Here is a 24,042-nt window from a genome sequence, read left to right as displayed (position 1 = left end):
GTGTAACAACGCGTCCGGAATTTTTCACTTTTTTCCTCCTCGTCGCACGCGTAGCTGACACCCTTCATCGCCGTTTGTTTTACACTTTATCGCTTAACCAATGACTGAAAGAAACGACGCCTAAGGAAAGCATGGAAATCTTTTTTACTATTCTCATCATGACGCTGGTCGTGTCGCTCTCCGGCGTCGCGGCCCGCATTCTCCCTTTTCAGATCCCGTTACCCCTTGTCCAGATCGCCGCAGGTGCGCTGCTGGCCTGGCCGACGTTTGGTCTGCATGTCGACTTTGACCCGGAACTGTTTCTGGTGCTGTTCATCCCGCCGCTGCTGTTCGCGGATGGCTGGAAGACGCCGATCAGTGAGTTCCTGCATCACGGTCGTGAAATTATTGGCTTAGCGCTGGCGCTGGTGCTGATTACCGTAATTGGTATCGGCTATCTCATCTACTGGATGGTGCCAGGTATTCCGCTGATCCCCGCTTTTGCGCTGGCGGCGGTGCTGTCGCCCACCGACGCCGTGGCGCTCTCCGGCATCGTCGGCGAAGGCCGCATTCCCAAAAAAATTATGTCGATCGTGCAGGGTGAAGCACTGATGAACGACGCGTCGGGCCTGGTGTCGCTGAAGTTTGCCGTGGCTGTCGCCATGGGCACTATGGTCTTTACCTGGGGCGGCGCGAGCATCGAATTCCTGAAAGTCGCCGTCGGTGGTCTGGTGGCGGGTGTGGCGGTCTGCTGGCTCTACGGGAAATCGCTGCGCCTGCTCAGCCGCTGGAGCGGTGACGACCCGGCGACCCAGACCGTTCTGCTGCTGCTGCTGCCGTTCGCCTCTTACCTGATTGCCGAACATCTGGGTGTGTCAGGCATCCTGGCGGCCGTGGCGGCCGGTATGACCATCACCCGCTCCGGCATTATCCGTCAGGCTCCGCTGGCGATGCGTCTGCGCGCCAACAGCGTCTGGCAGATGCTGGAGTTTGTCTTTAACGGCATGGTCTTCCTGATGCTTGGCCTGCAGTTACCGGACATTCTGCAGACCTCGGTTGACCAGGCGCAGGCCGATCCTAACGTCGAACTCTGGATGCTGTTCGCTGATATCGCGCTGGTCTATCTGGCACTAATGCTGGTGCGTTTCGGCTGGCTGTGGATTATGCAGCGCTTCAGCAAACGCCTGCTGAAGAAGAAGCCGCTGGAGTTCTCCAACTATTCGCTGCGCGAACTGCTGATCGCCTCTTTTGCCGGTGTCCGCGGTGCGATTACCCTGGCGGGTGTGCTCTCTATTCCCCTGTTCCTGAGCAATGGCGAGCCCTTCCCGGCGCGCTATGAGCTGGTGTTTATTGCGACCGGGGTGATTCTGTTCTCGCTGCTGGTGGGCGTGGTGATCCTGCCGATTCTGCTGCGCGGCATCGATACCATCGACAAGGGTGCGCATCGCCGCGAACTGCAGAACGCCCGTGCCGTCATGGCCGGAGCCGCGATTGAGAGCCTGCACAAAATGGAAGAGCGGCTGGAGAAGGAGTCGGAAGAGAATATCGATCCGGAGCTGCTGAAAGAGGTGAGCCTGCGGGTGATCGGCAACTTACGTCGTCGCGCCGAAGGGAAGAACGACCTCGAACATGCGCTGTTCGCTGAAAACCTGGAGCGTCGCTTCCGCCTGACCGGGCTGCGCGCTGAACGCGCCGAGGTCTATCATCTGCGCGCCACTCAGCAGATCTCCAATGAGACGATGCAGAAATTACTGCACGACCTGGACCTGCTGGAAGCGCTGCTGATCGAAAAAGAGGAGTAATCCGCAACGGGCGCGTCTGCGATAACGCGGCGCGCCCGCCTGCTACACCGACAGACGCGGCGGCTGATCCGGCCAGTGCTCGCGACAGCACGCTATCCACGCCTGCGCACTGCGCGACAGATAACTGCCTTCCCGCCAGATCAGACCCAGACTCCATTTCAGCTCCGACTCCAGCGGCAGCCACAATAAAGAGTGCTTATCCAGCCGCTGACAGATCGGCTCCGGCAGAATCGCCAGCCCCATTTCCGCCTGCACCATCGCCGCCAGAAAGTCCCACTGGCCGCTGCGCACCGCTATCGTCGGCGTCAGACTGAGCCGCTGAAACGCCTGCATCAGCTGACGGTTCAGTGAAAACTCCTCGTTGAAAATCAGCAGCGGATGCTGCGCCAGTTCAGCCAGTCCAATCTGCTGGCGGCCAAGCCACGCCGGATGCCGGGGCAGCAGCACGCAGAGCGGATGGTGCATCAGGGGCAGGGTGTTCAGCGGCAGCCCGGCGTCAACCGGCAGGGCGGTCAGGGCGATGTCCAGAGTGCCCGCCAGTACCGCCTGCTGGACGGTCAGCCCGCCAAACTCCGAAATTTTCAGCGCCACACCCGGATAGCGGCGGCGAAACGCGGAGATCGATCCGGCTATCTGCATCCCGACCATCGGTGGAATGCCGAGCCGCAGCTCACCGGTTTTCAGCTCGTTGATGTCACCGATCTCCGCTTCCAGCTGATGAAACTCCTGCAGGATCGCCAGCCCGCGCTGATAGACCGCCTGTCCGCTGTCGGTAAGATGCAGGCGACGGCCATCACGCAGAAGCAGCGTACAGCCCAGCTCCTCCTCCAGCTGGCGCAGCATTTTGCTGATGGTCGGCTGCGTCACAAACAGCTTCTGTGCCGCTCGGGTAAAGCTCTGCTGACGAACCACTTCAGTAAAGTAACGCAGGGCGCGGACGTCCATAACTATTCCTTTCAGGCATGATTGCGATAATTTTAATTCATTTTTTTCACCTTCTGTCGCCGATTTATACTGGTGCTGTGAATTTAATCGGGAGAGAAGGGTATGGCGTTAGCACTCACACCACGCAGTCACCGCGCAGCGCAATGGCTGAGTCTGCCGCTGCAGCTGGGGTTCTATATCGGTCTGTTTATCGCCTGCGACCGGCTGGTAACGTGGCTGCATCTGCCGTTGCCTGCCAACATCGTCGGCATGCTACTGCTGCTGGCATTGATCGTGACGCGCGTCGTGCCGCTCAACTGGGTGAAAGCGGGGTCACGCTGGCTGCTGGCCGAGATGCTGCTGTTCTTCATTCCGGCCGTGGTTGCGGTGGTCAACTATGGCGATCTGCTGCGGGTCGACGGCTGGCGCATCTGCGTGGTGATCGGCGTCAGTACCCTGCTGGTGCTGGCTTCCACCGCCTGGGTCGTGGATCGGCTTTATCAGTATGAAGTCGCGCGCGCCGCGCGTAAGCAGGGCCCCCATGCGTGATATTCTGCTCAGCCTGCTCTGTGTGGCGGTGACCCTGCTGGTCTATGCGCTGAATAAACGGCTCTACCGGCGCTGGCGGACGCTGCTGCTGATGCCACTGGTCATGACGCCGCTGGTGCTGGTGGCGCTGCTGCTGCTGACGCACATCAGCTGGCAGGATTACATCGCTGAAAACCACTGGCTGCTGTGGCTGCTGGGGCCCGCCACGCTGGCCTTCGCCGTGCCGGTGTATGAGAACGTGGCGATTATTAAGCGTCACTGGCTGTCGCTGAGCGCGGGCGTCGTGACCGCCACGCTGGTGGCCGTCTGCAGTTCCGTCTGGCTGGCGCGGTTGCTGACGTTACCGGAGTCGATTCAGCGCAGCCTTGCCGTTCGCTCCATCACCACCCCCTTTGCGCTGGCCGCCGCGGGGCCGATTGGCGGACAGCCCGATCTGGTGGCGCTGTTTGTGGTGATCACCGGCGTGTTTGGCATGGCGGTGGGTGACGTCCTGTTTCTGCGCATTGCCATTAAACAGGGCGTAGCGAAAGGCGCGGGACTGGGCGCAGCATCGCACGGCGCCGGAACGGCACGTGCTTATCAGCTTGGGCAGCAGGAGGGCGTTGTCGCCAGCCTGGTGATGATGCTTTCTGGCGTGGTGACCGTGGTTCTGGCTCCGCTGATTGGACACCTGATGTGGACGATATAGTCTACACTGCTCTGCGCAGGCGACTCTCCTGACCGCGACACGTATTTTTACGTAAAGTTTTCCGGATAATGTTGTCTCCGTTTTTCAGGCTGTTAACCTTGCGGCCGAATTAATTGTCCTTTCATGGAGTGGAATCATGTTTAAGCAACTTGTTACCGGGAGCGCCCTCGGGCTGGTTTTACTGAGCGGTGCCGCTCAGGCAATCGAAGGCAGTGTTGATGTCAGTGAACACAACACCAACCTGAATCTGGGTCTGGGCACCACCACGCCGGGGCTGTTTCTGAAGGGTAACTGGCTGCGTAGCGACCATGACGGCAGCACCTACGGTGCCGGTCTGGGTTACAACGTCGATTTCGGGCCGCTGCGTCTGGCGCCGACCGCAAAAGCGATCTTCACCCATCCTGAAGATGGAAAAGATGGATTTGCGGTGGCGCTGGGTGGTGCCGCACACTACAGCCTGAACAGCATGTGGGGCCTGTATGGCGAATATTACTATGCGCCGGAGTCCTTCACCGATCAGCTCGACAGCTACCAGGAAGCGGCGGGCGGCCTGAGCTTCACGCCGGTCTCACTGCTTAACCTGCGCGTGGGTTATCAGTACATCGAGCTGAACAACAAAGATGGACGTAAAGATAACGTGCTGGTCGATGGTCCTTATGTCGGGGCTTCACTGCGTTTCTGATACGCGACATGAAAGAAAAGGGCGGCTGATTGAGCCGCCCTTTTTTTATGGCCTGTTTCTGCCCGTTTCAGAGGGCAATCAGTGCGCTTTACCCTGTTCAATACCGGTGCCGGTCTGCGAGCGAATGAACTGCGCCCGGAAGCGCGAACGCTCTTCTGCACCCTGCGGCGAATGGTCGGTAATCGAGAAGATCCAGATGCCTACAAAGGCCACGATCATCGAGAACAGCGCCGGATACTCATACGGGAAGATCGGTGTGGCGTTGCCCAGCACCTGCACCCACACCGTCGGGCCGAGGATCATCAGGATCACCGCGGTCAGCAGACCGAGCCAGCCGCCCACCATCGCGCCGCGCGTGGTGAGTTTTGACCAGTACATCGACAGCAGGATGATCGGGAAATTACAGCTGGCCGCAATAGAGAAGGCCAGCCCGACCATAAAGGCGATGTTCTGCTTCTCAAACAGAATACCCAGCGCAATCGCCACCACGCCCAGCGCCAGCACGGTGATTTTAGAGACCCGCAGTTCATCCTTTTCGCTGGCCTGACCTTTACGGTAAACGCTGGCATAGAGATCGTGCGACACCGCCGACGCGCCTGCCAGGGTTAAGCCCGCCACCACCGCCAGAATCGTGGCAAAAGCGACCGCAGAGATAAAGCCGAGGAAGGTGCTGCCGCCCACCGCATTCGCCAGGTGCACCGCCGCCATGTTGTTACCGCCTATCAGCGCACCCGCCGCATCTTTAAACGCCGGATTCGCGCCGACCAGCAGAATGGCCCCAAAGCCGATAATGAAGGTCAGGAAGTAGAAGTAACCCATGAAGCCGGTGGCCCAGAAGACGCTTTTCCGCGCCTCTTTGGCATCGGCCACGGTGAAGAAGCGCATCAGAATGTGTGGCAGGCCAGCCGTACCAAACATCAGTCCTAAGCCCAGTGACAGCGCCGAAATGGGATCTTTGACCAGTCCGCCAGGCTGCATAATCGCGGCGCCCTTAGGGTGGACCGCCATCGCTTCGGTGAACAGCGTATTAAAGCTGAAACCGGTCGCCTTCATGACCATCACCGCCATAAAGGTGGCGCCAAACAGCAGCAGCACCGCTTTGATGATCTGCACCCAGGTGGTGGCGAGCATGCCGCCAAACAGCACATACATCACCATCAGAATGCCGACCAGAATCACCGCCACATGGTAGTTAAGACCAAACAGCAGCTGGATCAGCTTCCCGGCCCCCACCATCTGCGCAATCAGGTAGAGCGCCACCACCACCAGCGAACCGCAGGCGGAGAGAATGCGGATCGGCATCTGCTTAAGACGATAGGAGGCGACATCCGCAAAGGTATAGCGACCCAGGTTGCGCAGCCGTTCGGCGATCAAAAACAGAATCATCGGCCAGCCGACCAGGAAGCCGAGCGAGTAGATCAGCCCGTCATAACCGGAGGTGTAAACCAGCGCCGATATACCCAGGAACGACGCCGCGGACATAAAGTCTCCCGCCATCGCCAGACCGTTCTGGAAGCCGGTGATGTTGCCGCCCGCGGTGTAGTAATCATTGCGTGAACGGGTTCGTCTGGAGGCCCAGTAAGTAATCCCCAGCGTGGCCCCGACGAAAATCATAAACATGATGATCGCCTGATAGTTGGTTGCCTGACGCTGCACGGCACCGGTTATCGCATCGGCGGCCAGCGCGGAGAAGGGCAGCATCAGGGCCAGCAGCCATAAGGTGAGTCGGGTCATGATTTCACCTCGCTGAGGATCGCTTTGGTTAAACGGTCAAACTCCCCGTTGGCGCGCCAGACATAGACGCCGGTCAGCAGAAAGGAGACCACAATCAGTCCGACACCAATCGGGATACCGCGGGTCACATTGGTGCCAGCGTGCAGCGGCGTACCGAGCCAGCCGGGCGCGAACGCAATCAGCAGAATAAAACCGACATAGAGCACCAGCATAATCAGCGACAGCAGCGTCGCGAACGCCTGGCGTTTACGGACTAGCTCATGAAAACGGGGATTACGTTCAATCTGTTGATTGATTGCATCCTGACTCGAAAGGGCGTCATTCATCACATTTTCTCCAGAGGTCTTGCAGGGGAGAACCTCGCGTCAGGACGCGGATTCAGCTGGTTATAATATTTGTGACTACCGAAACAGACTGCGTGGGGCGGGGGTGGCGGGAAGCGATCTTCCCGCCGGACAGCGTGCGCTTAAGGCATGTTGATGGACTGTTTCTCCTCAAGCAGTTTTTCTACGACGCCAGGATCGGCGAGCGTGGAGGTGTCACCCAGATTGCTGGTGTCGCCGGTGGCAATTTTGCGCAGAATACGGCGCATGATTTTGCCTGAGCGGGTTTTCGGCAGAGAGTCCGTCCAGTGCAGCACATCCGGCGTGGCTATCGGGCCGATCTCTTTGCGAACCCACTGGCGGACTTCGGTGTAAAGCTCCGGTGACGGCTCCTCGCCGTGATTCAGCGTGATATAGGCATAAATCGCCTGACCTTTGATGCTGTGCGGAATGCCCACCACCGCGGCTTCGGCAATTTTCGGGTGCGACACCAGCGCCGACTCAATTTCGGCAGTGCCGAGCCGGTGACCGGAGACATTGAGTACGTCATCAACGCGGCCGGTGATCCAGTAGTAGCCATCCTCATCGCGACGGGCACCGTCACCACTGAAGTAGGCATTTTTAAAGGTGGAGAAATAGGTCTGCTCGAAACGGTCGTGATCGCCAAAGAGCGTTCGCGCCTGTCCGGGCCAGGATTCCGTGATCACCAGATTGCCTTCGCAGGCACCTTCCTGAGGATGACCTTCGTTGTCTACCAGTGCGGGCTGCACCCCGAAGAACGGCCGGGTGGCGGAACCGGCTTTCAACTCGGTTGCACCCGGCAGCGGGGTAATCATGAAGCCGCCGGTTTCGGTCTGCCACCAGGTGTCCACAATCGGGCAGCGGCTGTTGCCGATTTTCTGGTAGTACCACTCCCAGGCTTCCGGGTTGATCGGCTCGCCGACCGAACCCATGATGCGCAGCGTGCTGCGGTCAGTGTTCGCTATCGCCTTATCGCCCTCCGCCATAAGCGCACGGATAGCCGTGGGCGCGGTGTAGAGCAGGGTCACTTTATGTTTATCGACCACTTCCGCCATGCGGCTCGGTGTGGGCCAGTTCGGCACCCCTTCAAACATCAGCGTGGTTGCGCCACAGGCCAGCGGGCCATAGACCAGATAGCTGTGGCCGGTGACCCAGCCGACATCGGCGGTGCACCAGTAGATATCATCCTGATGATAATCAAAGACAAACTTAAAGGTGGTCGCCGCATAGACCAGATAGCCGCCCGTGGTGTGCAGTACCCCTTTGGGTTTACCGGTGGAGCCGGAGGTATAGAGGATAAACAGCGGATCTTCTGCACCCACTTCGGCTGGGGAGTGGTTGGTGCTGGCGTTCTGCATCAGGTCATGCCACCACCGATCGCGGCCTTCCACCCAGCCCACCTCTTTACCGGTGCGCCGGAAGACCACCACGTTGTTCACGCTGGTGACGGCAGGATTTTTTAATGCGTCATCGACATTTTTCTTCAGCGGGATGCTGCGGCCGGCGCGGATCCCTTCATCTGCGGTGATCACCAGCGAGGCACTGGAGTCGACGATACGGCCCGCCACCGCCTCCGGTGAGAAGCCGCCAAAGATCACCGAGTGAACGGCCCCGATACGCGCACAGGCCAGCATCGCCACAGCCGCTTCCGGCACCATCGGCATATAGATCGCCACCACATCGCCTTTTTTCACCTCCAGCAGCTCCAGCACGTTGGCGAAGCGACAGACTTCAGCATGCAGCTGGCGGAAGGTCAGGGTTTTGCTCTCGCTGGCGTCGTCGCCTTCCCAGATAATGGCCGGGTGGTCGCCGCGCGTGGCGAGATGACGGTCAAGGCAGTTTGCCGCCAGGTTCAGCGTGCCATCTTCGTACCAGCGAATGCTGATGTTACCCGGTGCAAACGAGCAGTTTTTCACGGTGCTGTAGGGCTTAATCCAGTCAAGGATTTTGCCCTGTTCGCCCCAGAAACTGTCCGGGTCGTCGACAGAGTGCTGATACATCGCCTGATACTGTTCTGCTGTGATCAGGGCATTCGCTGCAATGTTCTCTGGAACAGGATGTTTGTGGTTTTGGCTCATGGCGGATCTCCTTGAAGATGTTAATGATATGTCAATCAATAGTTAATTGAAGCCTGCCCTGAGCCTTTGTTTCTTTTTTGCGCCACAGATCACGGGATATTTCTTCGCCGCCTGAGCGGGAGGCTATCCCGATATTTCTGCTGGATAAGCCGACGGGGATAAGGGCGACAGGCATGACCTTTTGACACTCACCCTGAATAAAAAGCAAGCAAACGCGCCGGGAGCCTTTTTAACCGCTCCTGCATAGCTATGCGTAAATTCATCGAAGTAATACTTTTCATAACAGCAGGTTAGGGTTTTTCAGCGTCAGCAGCACTTTATGCTACTCAGGTGGTGAACTTTTAATCGGATCCGCCAGGGGTTGCATTTACCACAGTGAAAATGGTACTTATCTCGCCCCTGTTCTGCAGGTATCAACTCAGACCGCGTCTGAAAATGGGTATGGGAATCGTCAGATTTTCATACGAGGCGCTGTTTCAAGACACCCTCTAATTTACCGGGCTTTTTGCTCACTCCCTGTGTGTATCGTCTTCTGCACCTTCGCAGCAGAGAAAAAACGGGTTTTGACTGAGGAAATGACACGTTATGAAAGGTTTTAAAATCAGCCTGGCCTGGCAGATTCTGACAGCCCTTGTGCTTGGTATCATTGTGGGCGCTGTGTTGCATAATCAGCCAGACAATCGTGAATGGTTAGTCACCAACATTCTCAGTCCGGCAGGCGATATCTTCATTCATCTCATCAAGATGATTGTGGTACCGATTGTGATTTCATCCCTGGTGGTCGGCATTGCCGGCGTAGGTGATGCAAAGAAGCTGGGACGCATCGGCGTCAAAACGATTCTCTACTTTGAAGTGATCACCACCCTTGCCATTGTGGTCGGTATTACGCTGGCCAACGTATTTCAACCCGGCACCGGCATCGATATGTCAACGCTGGCAACGGTGGACATCTCTAAATATGAAGCGACAACGGCAGAGGTGCAGGGCGGTCCGCACAGCCTGGTTGCCACCATTCTGTCGCTGATCCCGCAGAACATCTTCGCCTCGATGGTGAAGGGCGACATGCTGCCGATTATCTTTTTCTCGGTGCTGTTTGGCTTAGGCCTCTCGTCTCTGCCGTCAGAACAGCGCGATCCGCTGGTGAACCTGTTCCGTGGCATCTCTGAAACGATGTTTAAAGTCACGAACATGATCATGCGCTATGCGCCGGTAGGGGTGTTTGCGCTGATTGCGGTGACGATTGCCAACTTCGGCTTTGCCTCGCTCTGGCCGCTGGCCAAGCTGGTGCTGCTGGTTTACGTGGCGATTCTCTTCTTCGCCTTCGTGGTACTGGGTGGCGTGGCGCGTCTCTGCAAGCTGCGGATCACCACCCTGATGCGTATCCTGAAAGATGAGCTGATCCTCTCTTACTCCACCTCCAGTTCGGAAACCGTGCTGCCACGCATCATGGAGAAGATGGAAGCCTACGGCGCGCCGAAAGCGATCACCAGCTTTGTGGTGCCGACCGGCTACTCATTTAATCTCGATGGTTCAACGCTCTATCAGAGCATCGCGGCCATCTTTATCGCGCAGCTCTATGGCATTGACCTGTCACTGACCGACGAGATTGTGCTGGTGCTGACGCTGATGGTGACCTCGAAAGGGATCGCCGGCGTGCCGGGCGTGTCGTTCGTGGTGCTGCTGGCCACCCTGGGCAGCGTCGGCATTCCGCTGGAAGGCCTGGCGTTTATCGCTGGTGTTGACCGCATCATGGACATGGCGCGTACCGCGCTGAACGTGGTCGGTAACGCGCTGGCGGTGCTGGTGATTTCCCGCTGGGAAAACCAGTTCGATGCAGAACAGGCGAAGGCGTACGAACTGCAGCTGCGGACGCAGACCGCAGGCTGATCGTCGTCGTTCACGCAGAAAGGGCTCAACGAAAGTTGGGCCCTTTTTTTGTGTGGCTTAGTTCATACCGGGTCGATAGGGCAGATGTCCGGCTAAAACTTCTTTTCAAACAGCAGTAAAACAGCCTGAGGGAAGAAAATGTTCACCTGACGAGTAAAGCGTCCCACGCCAGGGACGGCGTGGGACGAGCGTTATGGATGACGAATGCGTCTTTACGATCAGGTGAACCTTTTCTGATCGGCTCCGGTTTGACAACGACGCCACTCACATCCAGTGAAAAAAGATCTCCCCCAGCGAATTAATCATTCTTTATAATGTTTTCCAGTTTGAATAATTTATTCCTTTTGCGGAGCCCGTCATGAAACTCGACCTTAGCCAGATGATTACCGAAGGCCGCAACCCGGCCAGCCAGAACATTGACGAACTCTCCACCGAAGCGATGCTGCGCGTCATTAATGATGAAGATAAAAAGGTCGCGCTGGCGGTTGAGGCTATCCTGCCGCAGATCGCTGCTGCCGTTGACGCCATCTGCGCCGCCTTCCGGGCCGGTGGACGACTGATCTACTGCGGCGCAGGCACCTCCGGACGGCTCGGTATTCTGGACGCCAGCGAATGCCCGCCCACCTTTGGCACCCCCCGCGAACAGGTTATCGGCCTGATCGCCGGTGGCCATACCGCCATCCTGCAGGCGGTTGAAAACGCCGAAGATAACCGGGAGCAGGGCGCGCAGGATCTGAAAGATATCCACTTCAGCCGCCACGATATCCTGGTCGGTATCGCCGCCAGCGGTCGCACACCCTACGTGCTGGGTGCGCTGGCTTACGCGAACGAACTTGGCGCGACCACCGTGGCGCTCACCTGTAATCCGGACAGCGCCATGGCACAGGTTGCCGCGATTGCGCTCACTCCGGTGGTCGGCCCGGAGATTGTCACCGGCTCTTCCCGCATGAAAGCGGGCACGGCGCAGAAACTGGTGCTCAACATGCTTACCACCGGCGCGATGATCCGCAGCGGAAAGGTCTACGGCAATCTCATGGTGGATGTGGAAGCCACGAATCAGAAGCTGGTGCAGCGCCAGGTCAACATCGTCATGCAGGCCACGGATTGCGATGACGCCACGGCCCGCGCTGCGCTCACCGCCTGCGGCGGACACTGCAAAACGGCCATCCTGATGGTGCTGGCCGGACTGAACGCCGATGAGGCAAAAGCGCTGCTCAGCCAGCATCAGGGCTTTATCCGTCAGGCTCTGCAGGCAGCGGGAGCACGCTGATGGCCAGCATCACCGTAGCACTGCTGCGCGATATCCTGCAGGCGGTCGGCGGGGCGCGCAATATCGCAGCCTGCGGCCACTGCATGACGCGGCTGCGGCTGACGCTCAATCAGGCCGGGCAGGCCGATCTGCCACGCCTGAAAAGCCTGCCGGGCGTGCTGGGCGTCATCGACAGCGAGGCGCAGCTTCAGATTGTCCTCGGTCCGGGGAAAGCGCAGACCGCCGCGGAAGGGATGCAGCGCCTGCTGTCACAGGAAGATATCTCGCCACCTCCGCGCCAGCAGACGGCGGATCTGGCACAGCGGGCGGCGGAGCAGAAGCAGCAGCTCAGGGCGAAACAGACCCACGGCGTTCACCAGTTTCTGTCGCGTTTTGCCACCATTTTTACCCCGCTGATTCCGGGCTTTATCGGCGCGGGCCTGCTGCTCGGTTTTGCCACGCTGATTGAGCAAAGCCTCCACCTTAATGCGCCCGGCGACCATGCGCCCTGGCTGCTGCACACCGTGGCGTACATGAAAGTGTTCGGCAAAGGGCTGTTCACCTTTCTCAGCATCCTGATTGGCTACAACGCGCAGAAAGCCTTTGGCGGCAGCGGCGTCAATGGTGCCATCATCGCCTCGCTGTTTGTGCTGGGCTATGTGCCCACTGCCACCACGGGTTACTACAGCGGGATGGAGAGCTTCTTTGGCCTCAGCATCGATCCGCGCGGCAACATTATCGGGGTATTGATGGCGACGATTATCGGGGCTTGGATTGAGAAACAGCTGCGCCGCATCATTCCCGATAACCTCGATATGATCCTCACTTCGCTGTTTACGCTGGTGATCACCGGCGCCATCACCTATCTGCTCATCATGCCGCTGGGCGGTGAACTGTTCAGAGGGATGTCCTGGCTGTTCATCCATCTCAACAATAATCCCTTTGGCTGTGCTCTGCTGGCCGGGCTGTTCCTGATTGCGGTGATGTTTGGCATCCATCAGGGCTTTATTCCGGTCTACTTTGCGCTGATGGAAAGCCAGGGCTTTAACTCCCTGTTTCCGATTCTGGCAATGGCGGGGGCCGGGCAGGTCGGTGCAGCACTGGCGCTGTGGTGCAAAGCGGAGAAGGGGGCGCTGCTGCGGGCGCAGATCAAAGGTGCCATTGTGCCGGGCCTGCTGGGTGTCGGTGAACCTCTGATCTACGGCGTCACCCTGCCGCGCCTTAAGCCCTTCATCACCGCCTGTGGGGGCGGAGCGCTGGGCGGTTTCTTTATCGGACTGGTGGCGTGGCTGGGATTACCGGTGGGGATGAATACGGTATTCGGGCCATCCGGTCTGGTCACGCTGCCGCTGATGACGTCCGGACAGGGGATCTTCGCCGGGATGGCGGTCTATCTGGCCGGGCTGATGGTCGCCTGGACCGGCGGGTTTCTGCTGACCTGGTGGTTCGGCACCCGAAATGTTGACCTCAGCTGACGGACTGCCGGAATTCTGAAATCCGGCTAACGGATGAATAATCGCCCAAAAATGTGAAAGCCGCTGCAAAGTGGCTTTTTTCGCGGCAGAAATTTAACGGAATCGCTAAAGAGAGTACAGACGCATGCCGAAAACATAAAAAAAGGTAATCGTTATCTCTCAGCCTGCCGTTTTCCCGCTGACAGTTAAGCTGTCACGGGCAGAAGGTCGGGTCTTCAAGGATTTTTGATGCGTAACAACCAGCCTGTCTCTCAGCGTGAATATCTGTTCGACGATCATGCGACACTGATGTCCACCACCGATCTCAACAGCCACATCACCTACGCCAACGACGCCTTCATCGAAGCGAGCGGATTCACCGCCGACGAGATTAACGGCCAGCCGCACAATATGGTGCGCCATCCCGACATGCCGCCGGAAGCCTTTGCTGACATGTGGGCGACGCTGAAGCAGGGCGAGCCCTGGACCGCGCTGGTCAAGAACCGACGTAAAAATGGCGATCACTACTGGGTGCGGGCCAATGCCATTCCGGTGGTGCGTGACGGCAAAGTGCAGGGTTATATGTCAGTGCGCACTAAACCCACCCCGGAAGAGGTGCGTCAGAGCGAAGCGCTCTATCAGGATTTTCGTGAAGGCCGCGCCAGAGGGCGACGTTTCCACAAAGGCCTGCTGGTGCGCAGCGGCTGGAGGCGTCCCGCCTCATTGCTGAAGACGCTGCCCCTGCGCTGGCGGATCCGCAGCACCCTGCTGGCGCTGCTGCCTCTGTCGGTGGCGGGTACCTGGGCGTTGGGGATGACACCGGCGGCCCTGGCCGGTTTTGCTGCCGGTATGGCCGCTCTGCTGACACTCAGCAGCCTCTGGCTGGAGCAGCAGATCTCCCGCCCGATCGAGCGGATGTGTCAGCAGGCCCTGCGCGTGGCGACCGGAGCCAGCCATCAGGTTGAGCAGATGGATCGCGTGGATGAGGTGGGCGTGACGCTGCGTGCCATCGGCCAGCTCGGCCTGATGTTCCGCTGGCTGGTGGATGATGTCAGCGGCCAGGCGATCAACGTCTTAAGCGCCAGCGACGCTATCGCCCGCAGCAATAACGAACTGAGTCGTCGCACCGAGCAGGCGGCCGCCAACGTGCAGCAGACAGCGGCCACCATGAACGAAATGACCGCGACGGTGAAGAGCAATACGGAAACCGCGCATGAGGTGAATACCCTTTCTGCCGACACCAGCAGTGCGGCGAGCAAAGGCGGCGAGGTGATGAGCGAGATGATGGAGATGATGGGCGAAATCGCCGACAGCTCGAAGCGAATCGCCAATATTACCAGCGTGATCGACGGTATTGCCTTCCAGACCAATATTCTGGCGCTGAACGCGGCCGTGGAAGCGGCTCGGGCCGGTGAACAGGGCAAAGGCTTTGCGGTGGTAGCGGGCGAGGTGCGCAGTCTGGCGCAGCGCAGCGCCAAAGCGGCCAGTGAGATAAAAATGCTGGTCGAGACCAGCGCTGGCCGGGTCAAATCGGGCAATGAACACGCCAGCGCGGCAGGCCGGACCATGCAGGATATCGTGTCGCAGGTGCAGAATGTCACGGCACTGATTGCCCAGATCAGTGCCGCCACCGCCGAGCAGGCCACCGCACTCAGTGAGGTGAGTTCAGCGGTGGAAGATCTTGATGACATTACCCATCAGAACGCCGCGCGCGTATCGGAAAGCGCCGAGGCGTCGGGCCGCATGACCCATCAGGCAAACCGTCTGGTGGAGGCGATCAGCGTATTCCGCTAAGCGGCAGATGAGGCGGTCAGCGCCTGCGTGCCTTCGCGTCCGGCCCGCAGCGCGCCTGGCGACTGACCGACGATGCGTTTAAAGGCGCGGCTGAACGCTGCAATCGAGCCGTAGCCGAGATGGTAAGCCACGGCTTCCACCGCTTCGCCATTGTTCACAATCCGCTGCACCGCCAGCCGCATCCGCAGTTCGGTCAGATAACGTAACGGCGTCATGCCGGTGGCGTTGAGAAAACGGCCGGCAAACACCGAACGCGAACAGCCCGCCACGCTGGCCAGCCGTGCGACCGTCCAGTTTTCGCCCGGCTCCCGGTGCATGGCGGCAATCGCCTGACTCAGCCGCGGATCGCGCATCGCCTGCACCAGCCCGCTCTGCTGGCCGCAGCCGTTCTCCACCCAGCCGCGCACAATCAGCGCGGCAACCACGTCGGCCAGACGCGACAGAATACCGGCAAATCCCGCCTGCCGGGTGCGCGACTCCCGTTCCATCGCCGCCAGGATCGGCTGAATCTCCGGATACTGCGACAGCAGGGTACTCACCAGCATCACATCCGGCATGGTATTGATCAGCGGCTGCATGCCGCCCAGTTCAAATGCCATACAGGCGCTGAACAGCAGCACGCTGTGCTCATCCTCACCGGCATCCTCCGGGGCGGCGATGGCGCAGACGCTGTCGCAGATCGGCTTGCTCGTCATATTTTTCACACACAGACACGCCACCTCCTCGCCGGAGATCAGGCTGTGCGGTTTACCGTGCGGCACCAGTAGCGCATCGCCGCTGTGAAGCGGAAACACCTCACCGGAGGCGCTGCGCACCAGCAGTGAGCCGCGGCCGACAAAGTGAAACTGCGCCCGGCCCGGTGCGTGATCGAAGCGCAGCCCGAACGGTGCGCTTACGGCGATACGCTGATAGTTGACGCCATAAAGGCGCATCCCCATCAACAGCTCGCTGGTCAGGTCTCCATAGTGGCTCATGCGATTCCAGACGAATTATCAAAAATGAAGGTGTAAGCATCATAGATCGTCCTGACGCCTCCCTCTATGCTCTCTCACACTTTTTTATCTTCCGGAGAAGCAGCATGAGTCTGACAACCGAAGTGGCTGATGAGGTTTCCTCGCCGACCCACCCCGCGTGGGGCGCGGTTTTTGCTATGGCGTTTGGGGTGTTCAGCCTGATTACCGCCGAATTTTTACCCGTGAGTCTGCTGACGCCCATGGCGCACAGCCTCGGCGTTTCAGAAGGGCAGGCGGGACAGACCGTCACCATTACCGCCCTGGTGGCGCTGTTTACCAGCCTGGTGACCGGCAGCGTCACGCGGCGTATCGACCGCCGCATCGTGATGCTGGTGTTCTCACTGCTCCTTATCGCCTCGGCGCTGATGGTGGCGTTTGCCGGCGATCTGACGGTGATATTGCTGGCGCGCGTGTTGCTGGGGATGGCGATAGGTGGCTTCTGGACCCTCTCAACCGCCATCACCATGCGTCTGGTGCCCGTCGATCAGGTGCCGCGGGCGCTCTCCATCGTCTTCAGCGGGATCTCGCTGGCGACGATTATCGCCACGCCGCTTGGCAGCTACCTCGGTGGCCTGGTGGGCTGGCGCAACATCTTTATGCTGACCGCCGGGCTGGGCGCGTTGGCGCTGCTGTGGCAGTTCTTTACCCTGCCCGCCATGCCGGCAGAGAACAAAGCCCGCAGCGGCGGCGTACTGACCCTGCTGCGGATCGGCGTGATGCGCTGGGGCATGCTGGCCGTGATCATGATGTTCACCGGCCACTTCGCCTTCTTTACCTATCTGCGCCCTTTCCTGGAAGGTGTGGCGCAGTTCAACCTTAATCAGCTGTCGCTGGCGCTGCTGGCCTTTGGTGTGGCGAACTTCTTTGGCACCTCGCTGGCCGGTTTTCTGGTGACCCGCAGCGTGTCGCTGACGCTGAGCGGGATGGCGCTGCTGATGAGCCTGACCGCGCTGCTGCTGGTGACTTTTGGCGGGGTCAGCTGGATAGTGGGAGTGGGCGTGGCGATCTGGGGCATGGCGTTTGGTTCGATGCCAACCGGCTGGTCAACCTGGATTTCGCGTGCGGTGCCGGATGATGCAGAATCGGGCGGTGGTCTGCTGGTCGCCACGATTCAGCTGGCGATAACTGTCGGCGCGGCGGCGGGCGGCTGGATGTTCGATCTGCGCGGCGCTGGCGGCGTATTTGTTGCCAGCGGGGTACTGATGCTGCTGGCTGCACTGACCATCTTCAGCCGGGTCCGGCACCACGGTTAATCTTCTGCAGGCAGCGGATTATGCTGCCTTTTCTTTCATGATCGGGTGATTAACCTTTTGAGCGATAACTGCACGATGCGTGCTTTTTATGTTCAGTTTTTCTGAAAGAGATAAGCAAAACCCTCCGCTTTTTCCTGATTAACTTCCGGACTATTATTTCTATCAACAAGGCAGCACGCCTTACCTGATAAAAATCAACCGAGGAATTGACCATGAAATCTATCAAAACTTTTGCAGCTGTTATCGCGCTTTCTGTTCTGCCATTCGCCAGCTTCGCGCAATCTGTGACCGCTATCGACTCTACGCTGGACGGTGCTGAAGCGAAAATTGCTGCGCAGGCTCAGGAAGCTGGTGCTTCATATAAAATCACTGAAGCTTACACCAACAACGGCGTGCACATGACCGCTGAACTGCTGAAATAATCTCTCTGCCCTCCCATGCTGACAGGACGCCTCCGGGCGTCCTGGCGGCGTTTCTGCGCGAATAATCCTGTCCCTTTCCTTCCGAAATAATTATTATTCTCAAAAACAAGATTCTCTCAGGCTGCTGGTCAGCTGTTTCTGGTTGCAATGTCGGGCTTTCATTTCACTGCGTCTGCGGTGAATTCACTCTGGAGAAGTTATGAAAGCGAATACCAATACGCGCCGGACGCTGCGTCCGCTGTTACTGGCTACGGCCCTGTTTTCTGCGTCAGGATGGCTGGCTGTGCAGGCAGAAGATCTGAATCAGGCGGTGGGCAAAGGGGTCTATGAACTGGCCGTCAGCCCGAAGGAGAAGGCGCTGTTCGTGGCGACAGCACAAAACAGCAGCGGCGAGGGCGGCACCGTGTTTCGTCTCGATCCCGCGACGCTGGCGGTGCAGAAGTCGATCGCCACGCCGCTGAAATCGTTTGGCGCGGCGCTCAACCCGCAAACGAACGTGCTCTATATCGGAAATACGCTTGACGGTTCAGTGACCGCGATTGATGCCAGCAGTGGCAACCTCCTCAACACGCGGGTGCTGGATGGCCGCAAGCGCAGCGAAACCGTGCGTCCGTTGCAGCCGCGTCAGGTGGCTGTGGATGTGAAAACTGACCGCGTCTATATCACCGGGCTGGGGCCGCAGAGCGTGGTCTGGGTCGTGGATGGCAGTTCGCTGAAACTGATCAGCACGATCCCGAACACCGGCAAAATGGGCACAGGCCTGGCAGTGGATTCAGCCGCGCAGAAGGTGTACGTCACCAATGCGGATGGCGAGCTGGTGACCATTAACGCCCGCACCAATGCCGTTGAGAAAAAACAGAAGATTGATGGCGATAAAGCGCACTTCTTCCTGAACATTGCGCTGGATACGCGCGGTCAGCGTGCCTTTCTGAGTGATTCAAAGCAGGCTCAGGTGCTGGTGGTTGATCTGCGCAGTCAGCAGGTCATACAGCGGATTGCCGTTCCGGAATCGCTGGCGGTGCTGTTCAATCCGGATCGCGATGAGCTTTATGTCACCCATCGCAAAGCGGGCGAGGTCAGCATCATCGACGCCCGCACTTATCAGGTTAAACGTACCGTAAAAACGCCGGCCCTGCCGAACAGTCTGGCGCTCTCAGCGGATGGCAACGTGCTTTATGTCAGCGTAAAGCAGCCAGGCTCGCGCAAGGCGCCGCCAGCGAATCCTGATAGCGTGATGCGCATTACTCTGTAAGGAACGCTCTCTGCGCGGGGAGGTAAACGGTTTTACCGCCGCGCTGTGTCACCGGAAAAGCCACTCTCACGGGTGGCTTTTTGTATTGAAAAGCACGCTTTTGGCCAGGACATGTCGCGGTTATGGGGCAACAGTTGCCCTTATAGCGAATAAGCTATAGTATGATTTATAGCTTATTCGCTATAAGGATGTTGCGATGTGGGATATCGATACAACCCATCTCTTTGACGAGTGGTTTGAGACCCAGACTGAGGCGCTGAAGGAGGATATGCTCGCCGCGATGATTATCCTTTCCGAGTATGGTCCTCAGTCAGGAAGGCGCTGATACGGTAGACGACTCTGACTTTCCAAATATGAAAGAATTAAGAGTGCAGCATCAGGGCAATCCGGTTCGAGCCTTCTTCGCGTTTGATCCTGCTCGCCGTGGCATTGTGTTATGTGCTGGCGATAAAACCGGGGTTAAAGAAAAAAGATTCTATAAAGAGATGATCAAACTGGCAGATGCTGAATTCCGCAAACACCTGAAAAGAGGGGAAAATGGCTAATTTAAAAGAGCTGATGGCAAAGCAAAGCCCGGAAAGTCGTGAGCGTATTGCCGAAAAAGTGGACGAAATGCGACAGGTTATTGCCCTGAACATGTTGCGGGAAGAACTTAACCTATCCCAGACAGAGATGGCGCGAGCCATGGGGGTGAAGCAGCCAACCATTGCCAGAATGGAGCAGGCTGACAACGATCCACGCCTTTCTACGCTGAAGCGTTACGTTACAGCTCTGGGAGGCGAGATAAGTATTGATGTCAGACTGCCGACAGGAAAAAGAATTGCTTTTGACCTTTGAATAAAAAAAGCCACTTGTCAGAGTGGCTTTTTCGCCTCAATAAAGCGCCTGTGCGCTACACATCCTCTGACGCTTCGCGCATCATCTCGTCGTGCGGCACATCATCCAGAATCTGCTCGAAGCTGCGCAGACGTTTGTAGATGGACATCAGTTCAATCAGCGTCGACCAGGAGGCGATCAGATACTGGAACGAGCCGCGCACCTGATCAAACACGTTGGTGATCTGGTTGAGTAAGCCCAGCGTGATGGTGCCCGCCACAATCGAGGGAAACAGCAGGAACAGACCAAACACGTTATCCACCTGCAGATAGAGAATGCGGGTGATGTTGAAGTAGAGATAGTGAAAGTAGAGACGGAAGTAGTTAACCCGCACCCGACTGAACAGCTCCTGCACCGTCTGTGGCCCGGCGCGATCGGCATTGTCTTCGCCGTAGACCAGCTCTTTACGGTAGGCGGCTTCGACCCGCTGGTTGCGGAACTCCAGCCCTGGCAGTTTAATCCCGACCAGCGCCAGTAAACCTGTACCAAACACCGACCAGAGCACCGCGGCAATCACCAGCGCGTAAGGGATATTACCGAGGAACGGGATATCTTTAACGTGATGGGAGAGCGCCACCAGTACCGGCAAAAATGCCACCAGCGTCATGATCGCCTGAATAAAACTGACGCCCCAGTTTTCCAGCGTGGTCGCAAAGCGCATGGTGTCTTCCTGAACACGCTGTGCGGCACCTTCAACATGGCGCAGCCGCTGCCAGTTGTGCATGTAGTAGTTATTCATGGCGGTACGCCAGCGGAAAACCCAGTGGCTGATAAAGAACGAATTGAGTACGCCAATCACCACCGCGATTAATGCGATGCCGAGAAAAGCCACAACCTGGTGGTAAAACTCAGCAATCTGCACCGATCCCGCTTTTGTCAGCGCTTTCTGGATCAGATCGTAAAACGGGCCATACCAGGCGTTGATGGCGACCCCGACCTGGACACCAAACCAGGTGACAAAGATGATCAGTGCCGATCCCCAGACTGACCAGCGTTGCCACGGATGCGAGTCGATCACCCGCCACGCCACGGCAAAAATGGCGACCATTATCCAGTAATAGAGATAGAACCAGATCTGACTCGCCGCGATAAAACGCGCTGCGGTCGTCGGCAGGGGCGCTTTGATGGCGGTTTCGAACATGGGCCACATGCCGGGCAACTGCTCAGCAAAACCAAACCAGGCAAAAATAGCGACTAAACTCCAGACGGCCGCTGAGCTGAAAAACAGCGCTGGCCGCGGAAAAAAAGACTTAAACATAGGCACTCCGCTGTTGTGTGTGGTCTTTTATAACGTTTTGGTTGCTTGCTGTCTGTAGTCTGTTGTTTCTGCTCATGACAGGACAGGGATGAATGTTAATGAAATTGTGCGGTTTTGTTTCGCGGAACTAAATCTTTGTGAATAGCAGTGTTACAATATGGCGGCTTGTTACCGGTAACAAGCCGGCATCAGGGCCGGTATCTGCTGATAAAAACCACTACAACGCAACCACCTATTTTTTCATACCGCCATCCAGCGCGGGAATGAGGCAATGTCATGTCAGAACAAAAAAAGGGTCATTCACGCAGGGATTTTTTGCTGAAGACAATCACCCTGGCGCCTGCAATGGCGGTAGGGTCCACAGCGATAGGTGCTCTCTCCCTGCCGCAGACCGCACAGGCGGCTGAAACGCCGGCTGCACCGCAGAAGGCGCGTGATTATCAGCCCTCCTGGTTTACCGCCGAAGAGTATGCCTTTATCACCGCCGCCGTGGCGCGCCTGATCCCCAGCGATGAACGCGGGCCTGGCGCAGTGGAAGCGGGCGTGCCGGAGTTCATCGACCGCCAGATGAATACTCCCTATGCCACCGGATCGAACTGGTATATGCAGGGGCCGTTTAATCCCGATCTGCCGAAAGAGCTGGGCTATCAGCTGCCGCTGGTGCCGCAGCAGATCTACCGTCTCGGTCTGGCCGATGCCGACCACTACAGCAAACAGCAGCACGGTAAGGTGTTCGCTCAGCTCAGCGCGGAGCAGCAGGATGCGCTATTGCAGGCGATGGAGAGTGGCAGCGCCGAATTCAGCCAGCTGCCCGCTAAAACCTTCTTTGCCTTTCTGCTGCAGAACACCCGCGAAGGCTTCTTCAGCGATCCTGTCCACGGCGGAAATCAGGGAATGGTCGGCTGGAAGCTGATCAACTTCCCTGGCGCACGCGCCGACTTTATGGACTGGGTAGAGCGCGGTGAACGTTATCCGTTCCCGTCAGTATCGATTCGCGGGGAGAGAAGTTAAGCATGGCAAACGAAATGAAAAAAGTGGATGCGGTGATTGTTGGCTTCGGCTGGGCCGGTGCCATCATGGCGAAAGAGCTGACCGAAGCGGGCCTGAATGTGCTGGCGCTGGAGCGTGGGCCGCATCGCGACACCTATCCCGACGGCTCTTATCCGCAGTCCATTGATGAGCTGACCTATAACATCCGCAAAAAGCTGTTCCAGGATCTCTCTAAAAGCACCGTGACCATCCGTCATGATGCTTCGCAGACGGCGGTGCCTTATCGTCAGCTGGCGGCATTCCTGCCCGGCACCGGCACCGGCGGCGCGGGTCTGCACTGGTCAGGCGTCCACTTCCGCGTGGATCCGATTGAACTGCGGATGCGCAGCCATTACGAAGAGCGTTACGGCAAGAATTTCATCCCGGAAGGCATGACGATTCAGGATTTTGGCGTCAGCTATGATGAGCTGGAGCCGTTCTTCGACAAGGCGGAAAAAGTCTTTGGCACCTCAGGCAGCGCCTGGAGTATCAAGGGCAAGGTGGTCGGCAAAGATAAAGGCGGTAACCCGTTTGCGCCCGATCGCTCAGATAACTTCCCGCTGCCCGCACAGAAGCGAACCTACTCGGCACAGCTGTTTGCGCAGGCGGCGGAGTCGGTCGGCTATCATCCTTACGATCTGCCTTCCGCCAACACCTCCGGGCCTTATACCAACACCTATGGCGCGCAGATGGGGCCGTGTAACTTCTGCGGATACTGCAGCGGCTACGCCTGCTACATGTATTCCAAAGCGTCACCTAACGTGAACATCCTGCCTGCACTGCGCCAGGAGCCAAAGTTTGAACTGCGTAACAACTCGTATGTCCTGCGGGTCAATCTCAGCGATGACAAAACGCGCGCAACCGGCGTGACCTATGTGGACGGGCAGGGGCGCGAGCAGGTGCAGCCCGCTGACCTGGTGATCCTCTCCGCCTTCCAGTTCCACAATGTGCATCTGATGCTGCTGTCAGGCATCGGCAAGCCTTACAACCCGATTACCAACGAAGGCACCGTCGGCCGTAACTTCGCCTATCAGAACCTCTCTACCCTGAAGGCGCTGTTTGATAAAAACACTACCACTAACCCGTTTATCGGCGCAGGTGGCGCGGGCGTTGCGGTTGATGATTTCAACGCCGATAACTTCGACCACGGACCGCTGGGCTTTGTGGGCGGGTCGCCATTCTGGGTCAACCAGGCGGGGACCAAGCCGATCTCCGGCATGCCAGTGCCTGCCGGTACGCCAGACTGGGGCAGTAAATGGAAAGCGGCAGTGGCGGATACTTACACCCATCACCTGTCGATGGATGCGCACGGCGCGCATCAGTCCTACCGCGCTAACTATCTCGATCTCGATCCCAACTACAAAGATGTTTATGGGCAGCCACTGCTGCGCATGACCTTTGACTGGCAGGAGAACGACATCAAAATGGCGCAGTTTATGGTCGGAAAAATGCGCAATATCGCGGAGGCGATGAATCCGAAGATGATTCTGGGCGGCGCGAAAAAGCCGGGCACCCATTTTGACTCCAGGGTTTATCAGACCACCCACATCAGTGGCGGTGCGATCATGGGCGACGATCCGAAAACCAGTGCGGTTAACCGCTATCTGCAAAGCTGGGACGTGCCGAATGTGTTTGTACCAGGTGCCTCTGCCTTCCCGCAGGGACTGGGCTACAACCCGACCGGCATGGTGGCGGCGCTGACCTACTGGTCAGCTAAAGCGATTCGCGAAAACTACCTGAAGAACCCCGGTCCACTGGTGCAGGCATAAGGAACA

The 24,042-nt window shown here is 58.0% G+C and carries 20 protein-coding genes and 1 pseudogene; 15 read left to right on the top strand and 6 right to left on the bottom strand.

Features of this window, described 5'->3' with window-relative positions:
* Window positions 1-131: 131 nt before the first annotated feature.
* On the top strand, window positions 132-1,781 hold the full coding sequence (locus HFD92_RS10725; protein ID WP_009092586.1) for a Na+/H+ antiporter: 1,650 nt from the start codon (window positions 132-134) through the stop codon (window positions 1,779-1,781).
* 42 nt (window positions 1,782-1,823) lie between these two features.
* Here HFD92_RS10725 and HFD92_RS10720 read toward each other — a convergent pair whose 3' ends face one another.
* Complete coding sequence (locus HFD92_RS10720; RefSeq protein ID WP_009092585.1) at window positions 1,824-2,726, bottom strand: LysR family transcriptional regulator; 903 nt, start codon at window positions 2,724-2,726, stop codon at window positions 1,824-1,826.
* Window positions 2,727-2,828: 102 nt separating this feature from the next.
* Here HFD92_RS10720 and HFD92_RS10715 point away from each other — a divergent pair, with 102 nt between their 5' ends.
* The 3 genes from HFD92_RS10715 to HFD92_RS10705 all read left to right on the top strand — a co-directional run bounded on the left by HFD92_RS10715 (window position 2,829) and on the right by HFD92_RS10705 (window position 4,624).
* Complete coding sequence (locus HFD92_RS10715) at window positions 2,829-3,254, top strand: CidA/LrgA family protein (RefSeq protein ID WP_046101023.1); 426 nt, start codon at window positions 2,829-2,831, stop codon at window positions 3,252-3,254.
* Window positions 3,247-3,942 (top strand): LrgB family protein, encoded by a 696-nt coding sequence (locus HFD92_RS10710; protein ID WP_046101024.1) that lies wholly within the window; start codon window positions 3,247-3,249, stop codon window positions 3,940-3,942. Before HFD92_RS10715 ends, HFD92_RS10710 begins: the two co-directional genes overlap by 8 nt.
* 136 nt (window positions 3,943-4,078) lie before the next feature.
* Window positions 4,079-4,624 carry a YfaZ family outer membrane protein gene (locus HFD92_RS10705; protein ID WP_009092582.1) on the top strand — a complete coding sequence of 182 codons (546 nt, stop codon included), beginning with the start codon at window positions 4,079-4,081 and terminating at the stop codon, window positions 4,622-4,624.
* 78 nt (window positions 4,625-4,702) lie between these two features.
* On the opposite strand, the gene HFD92_RS10700 is transcribed toward HFD92_RS10705, so the two are convergent.
* From HFD92_RS10700 to acs, 3 genes are all read right to left on the bottom strand, one after another.
* Entirely contained in the window at window positions 4,703-6,358 is a 1,656-nt protein-coding gene (locus HFD92_RS10700; protein ID WP_009092581.1) for a cation acetate symporter, read from the bottom strand.
* Window positions 6,355-6,684, bottom strand: a complete 330-nt coding sequence (locus tag HFD92_RS10695) for a DUF485 domain-containing protein (RefSeq protein ID WP_009092580.1) — start codon at window positions 6,682-6,684, stop codon at window positions 6,355-6,357. Before HFD92_RS10695 ends, HFD92_RS10700 begins: the two co-directional genes overlap by 4 nt.
* Window positions 6,685-6,824: 140 nt before the next feature.
* A complete protein-coding gene (gene acs / locus HFD92_RS10690; protein WP_167428911.1) occupies window positions 6,825-8,780 on the bottom strand; it encodes an acetate--CoA ligase in 1,956 nt (651 codons plus the stop codon).
* A 585-nt stretch (window positions 8,781-9,365) separates the two neighbouring features.
* Between acs and gltP the strand changes: the two genes are divergently transcribed.
* The 4 genes from gltP to HFD92_RS10670 all read left to right on the top strand — a co-directional run bounded on the left by gltP (window position 9,366) and on the right by HFD92_RS10670 (window position 15,164).
* Complete coding sequence (gene gltP / locus HFD92_RS10685) at window positions 9,366-10,667, top strand: glutamate/aspartate:proton symporter GltP (protein WP_009092578.1); 1,302 nt, start codon at window positions 9,366-9,368, stop codon at window positions 10,665-10,667.
* 358 nt (window positions 10,668-11,025) lie between these two features.
* Window positions 11,026-11,937: an N-acetylmuramic acid 6-phosphate etherase gene (gene murQ / locus HFD92_RS10680; RefSeq protein WP_167428910.1), complete on the top strand. Its 912-nt coding sequence runs from the start codon at window positions 11,026-11,028 to the stop codon at window positions 11,935-11,937.
* Window positions 11,937-13,391 (top strand): PTS N-acetylmuramic acid transporter subunit IIBC, encoded by a 1,455-nt coding sequence (gene murP, locus HFD92_RS10675; protein ID WP_167428909.1) that lies wholly within the window; start codon window positions 11,937-11,939, stop codon window positions 13,389-13,391. The genes murQ and murP overlap by 1 nt, the downstream gene beginning before the upstream one ends.
* A gap of 228 nt (window positions 13,392-13,619) precedes the next feature.
* The gene (locus HFD92_RS10670) at window positions 13,620-15,164 is read left to right on the top strand and encodes a PAS domain-containing methyl-accepting chemotaxis protein (RefSeq protein ID WP_111208675.1); all 1,545 of its coding nucleotides are present in this window, start codon (window positions 13,620-13,622) and stop codon (window positions 15,162-15,164) included.
* On the opposite strand, the gene HFD92_RS10665 is transcribed toward HFD92_RS10670, so the two are convergent.
* Complete coding sequence (locus tag HFD92_RS10665; RefSeq protein WP_009092573.1) at window positions 15,161-16,138, bottom strand: AraC family transcriptional regulator; 978 nt, start codon at window positions 16,136-16,138, stop codon at window positions 15,161-15,163. The two genes, HFD92_RS10670 and HFD92_RS10665, sit on opposite strands and share 4 nt — an antisense overlap.
* A gap of 104 nt (window positions 16,139-16,242) precedes the next feature.
* Between HFD92_RS10665 and HFD92_RS10660 the strand changes: the two genes are divergently transcribed.
* The 5 genes and pseudogenes from HFD92_RS10660 to HFD92_RS10640 all read left to right on the top strand — a co-directional run bounded on the left by HFD92_RS10660 (window position 16,243) and on the right by HFD92_RS10640 (window position 19,941).
* Entirely contained in the window at window positions 16,243-17,430 is a 1,188-nt protein-coding gene (locus tag HFD92_RS10660) for an MFS transporter (RefSeq protein ID WP_167428908.1), read from the top strand.
* A 212-nt stretch (window positions 17,431-17,642) separates the two neighbouring features.
* The gene (locus HFD92_RS10655; protein WP_009092571.1) at window positions 17,643-17,852 is read left to right on the top strand and encodes a DUF1471 domain-containing protein; all 210 of its coding nucleotides are present in this window, start codon (window positions 17,643-17,645) and stop codon (window positions 17,850-17,852) included.
* Between the two features lie 199 nt (window positions 17,853-18,051).
* The gene (locus tag HFD92_RS10650) at window positions 18,052-19,104 is read left to right on the top strand and encodes a YncE family protein (protein WP_167428907.1); all 1,053 of its coding nucleotides are present in this window, start codon (window positions 18,052-18,054) and stop codon (window positions 19,102-19,104) included.
* Between the two features lie 196 nt (window positions 19,105-19,300).
* Window positions 19,301-19,649, top strand: a pseudogene (locus HFD92_RS10645) (type II toxin-antitoxin system RelE/ParE family toxin).
* Window positions 19,642-19,941: a helix-turn-helix domain-containing protein gene (locus HFD92_RS10640; protein WP_009092569.1), complete on the top strand. Its 300-nt coding sequence runs from the start codon at window positions 19,642-19,644 to the stop codon at window positions 19,939-19,941. The pseudogene HFD92_RS10645 and the gene HFD92_RS10640 overlap by 8 nt, the downstream one beginning before the upstream one ends.
* 55 nt (window positions 19,942-19,996) lie before the next feature.
* On the opposite strand, the gene sbmA is transcribed toward HFD92_RS10640, so the two are convergent.
* Window positions 19,997-21,238: a peptide antibiotic transporter SbmA gene (gene sbmA, locus HFD92_RS10635; RefSeq protein WP_009092568.1), complete on the bottom strand. Its 1,242-nt coding sequence runs from the start codon at window positions 21,236-21,238 to the stop codon at window positions 19,997-19,999.
* Window positions 21,239-21,514: 276 nt separating this feature from the next.
* On the opposite strand from sbmA, the gene HFD92_RS10630 reads away from it, so the two are divergent.
* Entirely contained in the window at window positions 21,515-22,249 is a 735-nt protein-coding gene (locus tag HFD92_RS10630) for a gluconate 2-dehydrogenase subunit 3 family protein (protein ID WP_167428906.1), read from the top strand.
* A gap of 2 nt (window positions 22,250-22,251) precedes the next feature.
* Window positions 22,252-24,036 carry a GMC family oxidoreductase gene (locus tag HFD92_RS10625; RefSeq protein WP_009092566.1) on the top strand — a complete coding sequence of 595 codons (1,785 nt, stop codon included), beginning with the start codon at window positions 22,252-22,254 and terminating at the stop codon, window positions 24,034-24,036.
* The last annotated feature ends 6 nt before the right edge of the window (window positions 24,037-24,042 follow it).

The organism is Pantoea sp. EKM101V (genome assembly GCF_011800325.1).
Taxonomy (GTDB): domain Bacteria; phylum Pseudomonadota; class Gammaproteobacteria; order Enterobacterales; family Enterobacteriaceae; genus Pantoea; species Pantoea anthophila.
The sequence above is the reverse complement of the archived record's forward strand: the minus strand, read 5'-3'. Positions and strand labels throughout refer to the sequence as shown.

Coding starts and splice junctions, on each gene's coding strand:
- HFD92_RS10720 (WP_009092585.1), bottom strand. CDS start 2,726: ATGGACGTCCGCGCCCTGCGTTACTTTACTGAAGTGGTTCGTCAGCAG.
- murP (WP_167428909.1), top strand. CDS start 11,937: ATGGCCAGCATCACCGTAGCACTGCTGCGCGATATCCTGCAGGCGGTC.
- HFD92_RS10715 (WP_046101023.1), top strand. CDS start 2,829: ATGGCGTTAGCACTCACACCACGCAGTCACCGCGCAGCGCAATGGCTG.
- HFD92_RS10630 (WP_167428906.1), top strand. CDS start 21,515: ATGTCAGAACAAAAAAAGGGTCATTCACGCAGGGATTTTTTGCTGAAG.
- murQ (WP_167428910.1), top strand. CDS start 11,026: ATGAAACTCGACCTTAGCCAGATGATTACCGAAGGCCGCAACCCGGCC.
- HFD92_RS10705 (WP_009092582.1), top strand. CDS start 4,079: ATGTTTAAGCAACTTGTTACCGGGAGCGCCCTCGGGCTGGTTTTACTG.
- gltP (WP_009092578.1), top strand. CDS start 9,366: ATGAAAGGTTTTAAAATCAGCCTGGCCTGGCAGATTCTGACAGCCCTT.
- sbmA (WP_009092568.1), bottom strand. CDS start 21,238: ATGTTTAAGTCTTTTTTTCCGCGGCCAGCGCTGTTTTTCAGCTCAGCG.
- acs (WP_167428911.1), bottom strand. CDS start 8,780: ATGAGCCAAAACCACAAACATCCTGTTCCAGAGAACATTGCAGCGAAT.
- HFD92_RS10725 (WP_009092586.1), top strand. CDS start 132: ATGGAAATCTTTTTTACTATTCTCATCATGACGCTGGTCGTGTCGCTC.
- HFD92_RS10655 (WP_009092571.1), top strand. CDS start 17,643: ATGAAATCTATCAAAACTTTTGCAGCTGTTATCGCGCTTTCTGTTCTG.
- HFD92_RS10665 (WP_009092573.1), bottom strand. CDS start 16,138: ATGAGCCACTATGGAGACCTGACCAGCGAGCTGTTGATGGGGATGCGC.
- HFD92_RS10695 (WP_009092580.1), bottom strand. CDS start 6,684: ATGAATGACGCCCTTTCGAGTCAGGATGCAATCAATCAACAGATTGAA.
- HFD92_RS10650 (WP_167428907.1), top strand. CDS start 18,052: ATGAAAGCGAATACCAATACGCGCCGGACGCTGCGTCCGCTGTTACTG.
- HFD92_RS10700 (WP_009092581.1), bottom strand. CDS start 6,358: ATGACCCGACTCACCTTATGGCTGCTGGCCCTGATGCTGCCCTTCTCC.
- HFD92_RS10710 (WP_046101024.1), top strand. CDS start 3,247: ATGCGTGATATTCTGCTCAGCCTGCTCTGTGTGGCGGTGACCCTGCTG.
- HFD92_RS10640 (WP_009092569.1), top strand. CDS start 19,642: ATGGCTAATTTAAAAGAGCTGATGGCAAAGCAAAGCCCGGAAAGTCGT.
- HFD92_RS10660 (WP_167428908.1), top strand. CDS start 16,243: ATGAGTCTGACAACCGAAGTGGCTGATGAGGTTTCCTCGCCGACCCAC.
- HFD92_RS10625 (WP_009092566.1), top strand. CDS start 22,252: ATGGCAAACGAAATGAAAAAAGTGGATGCGGTGATTGTTGGCTTCGGC.
- HFD92_RS10670 (WP_111208675.1), top strand. CDS start 13,620: ATGCGTAACAACCAGCCTGTCTCTCAGCGTGAATATCTGTTCGACGAT.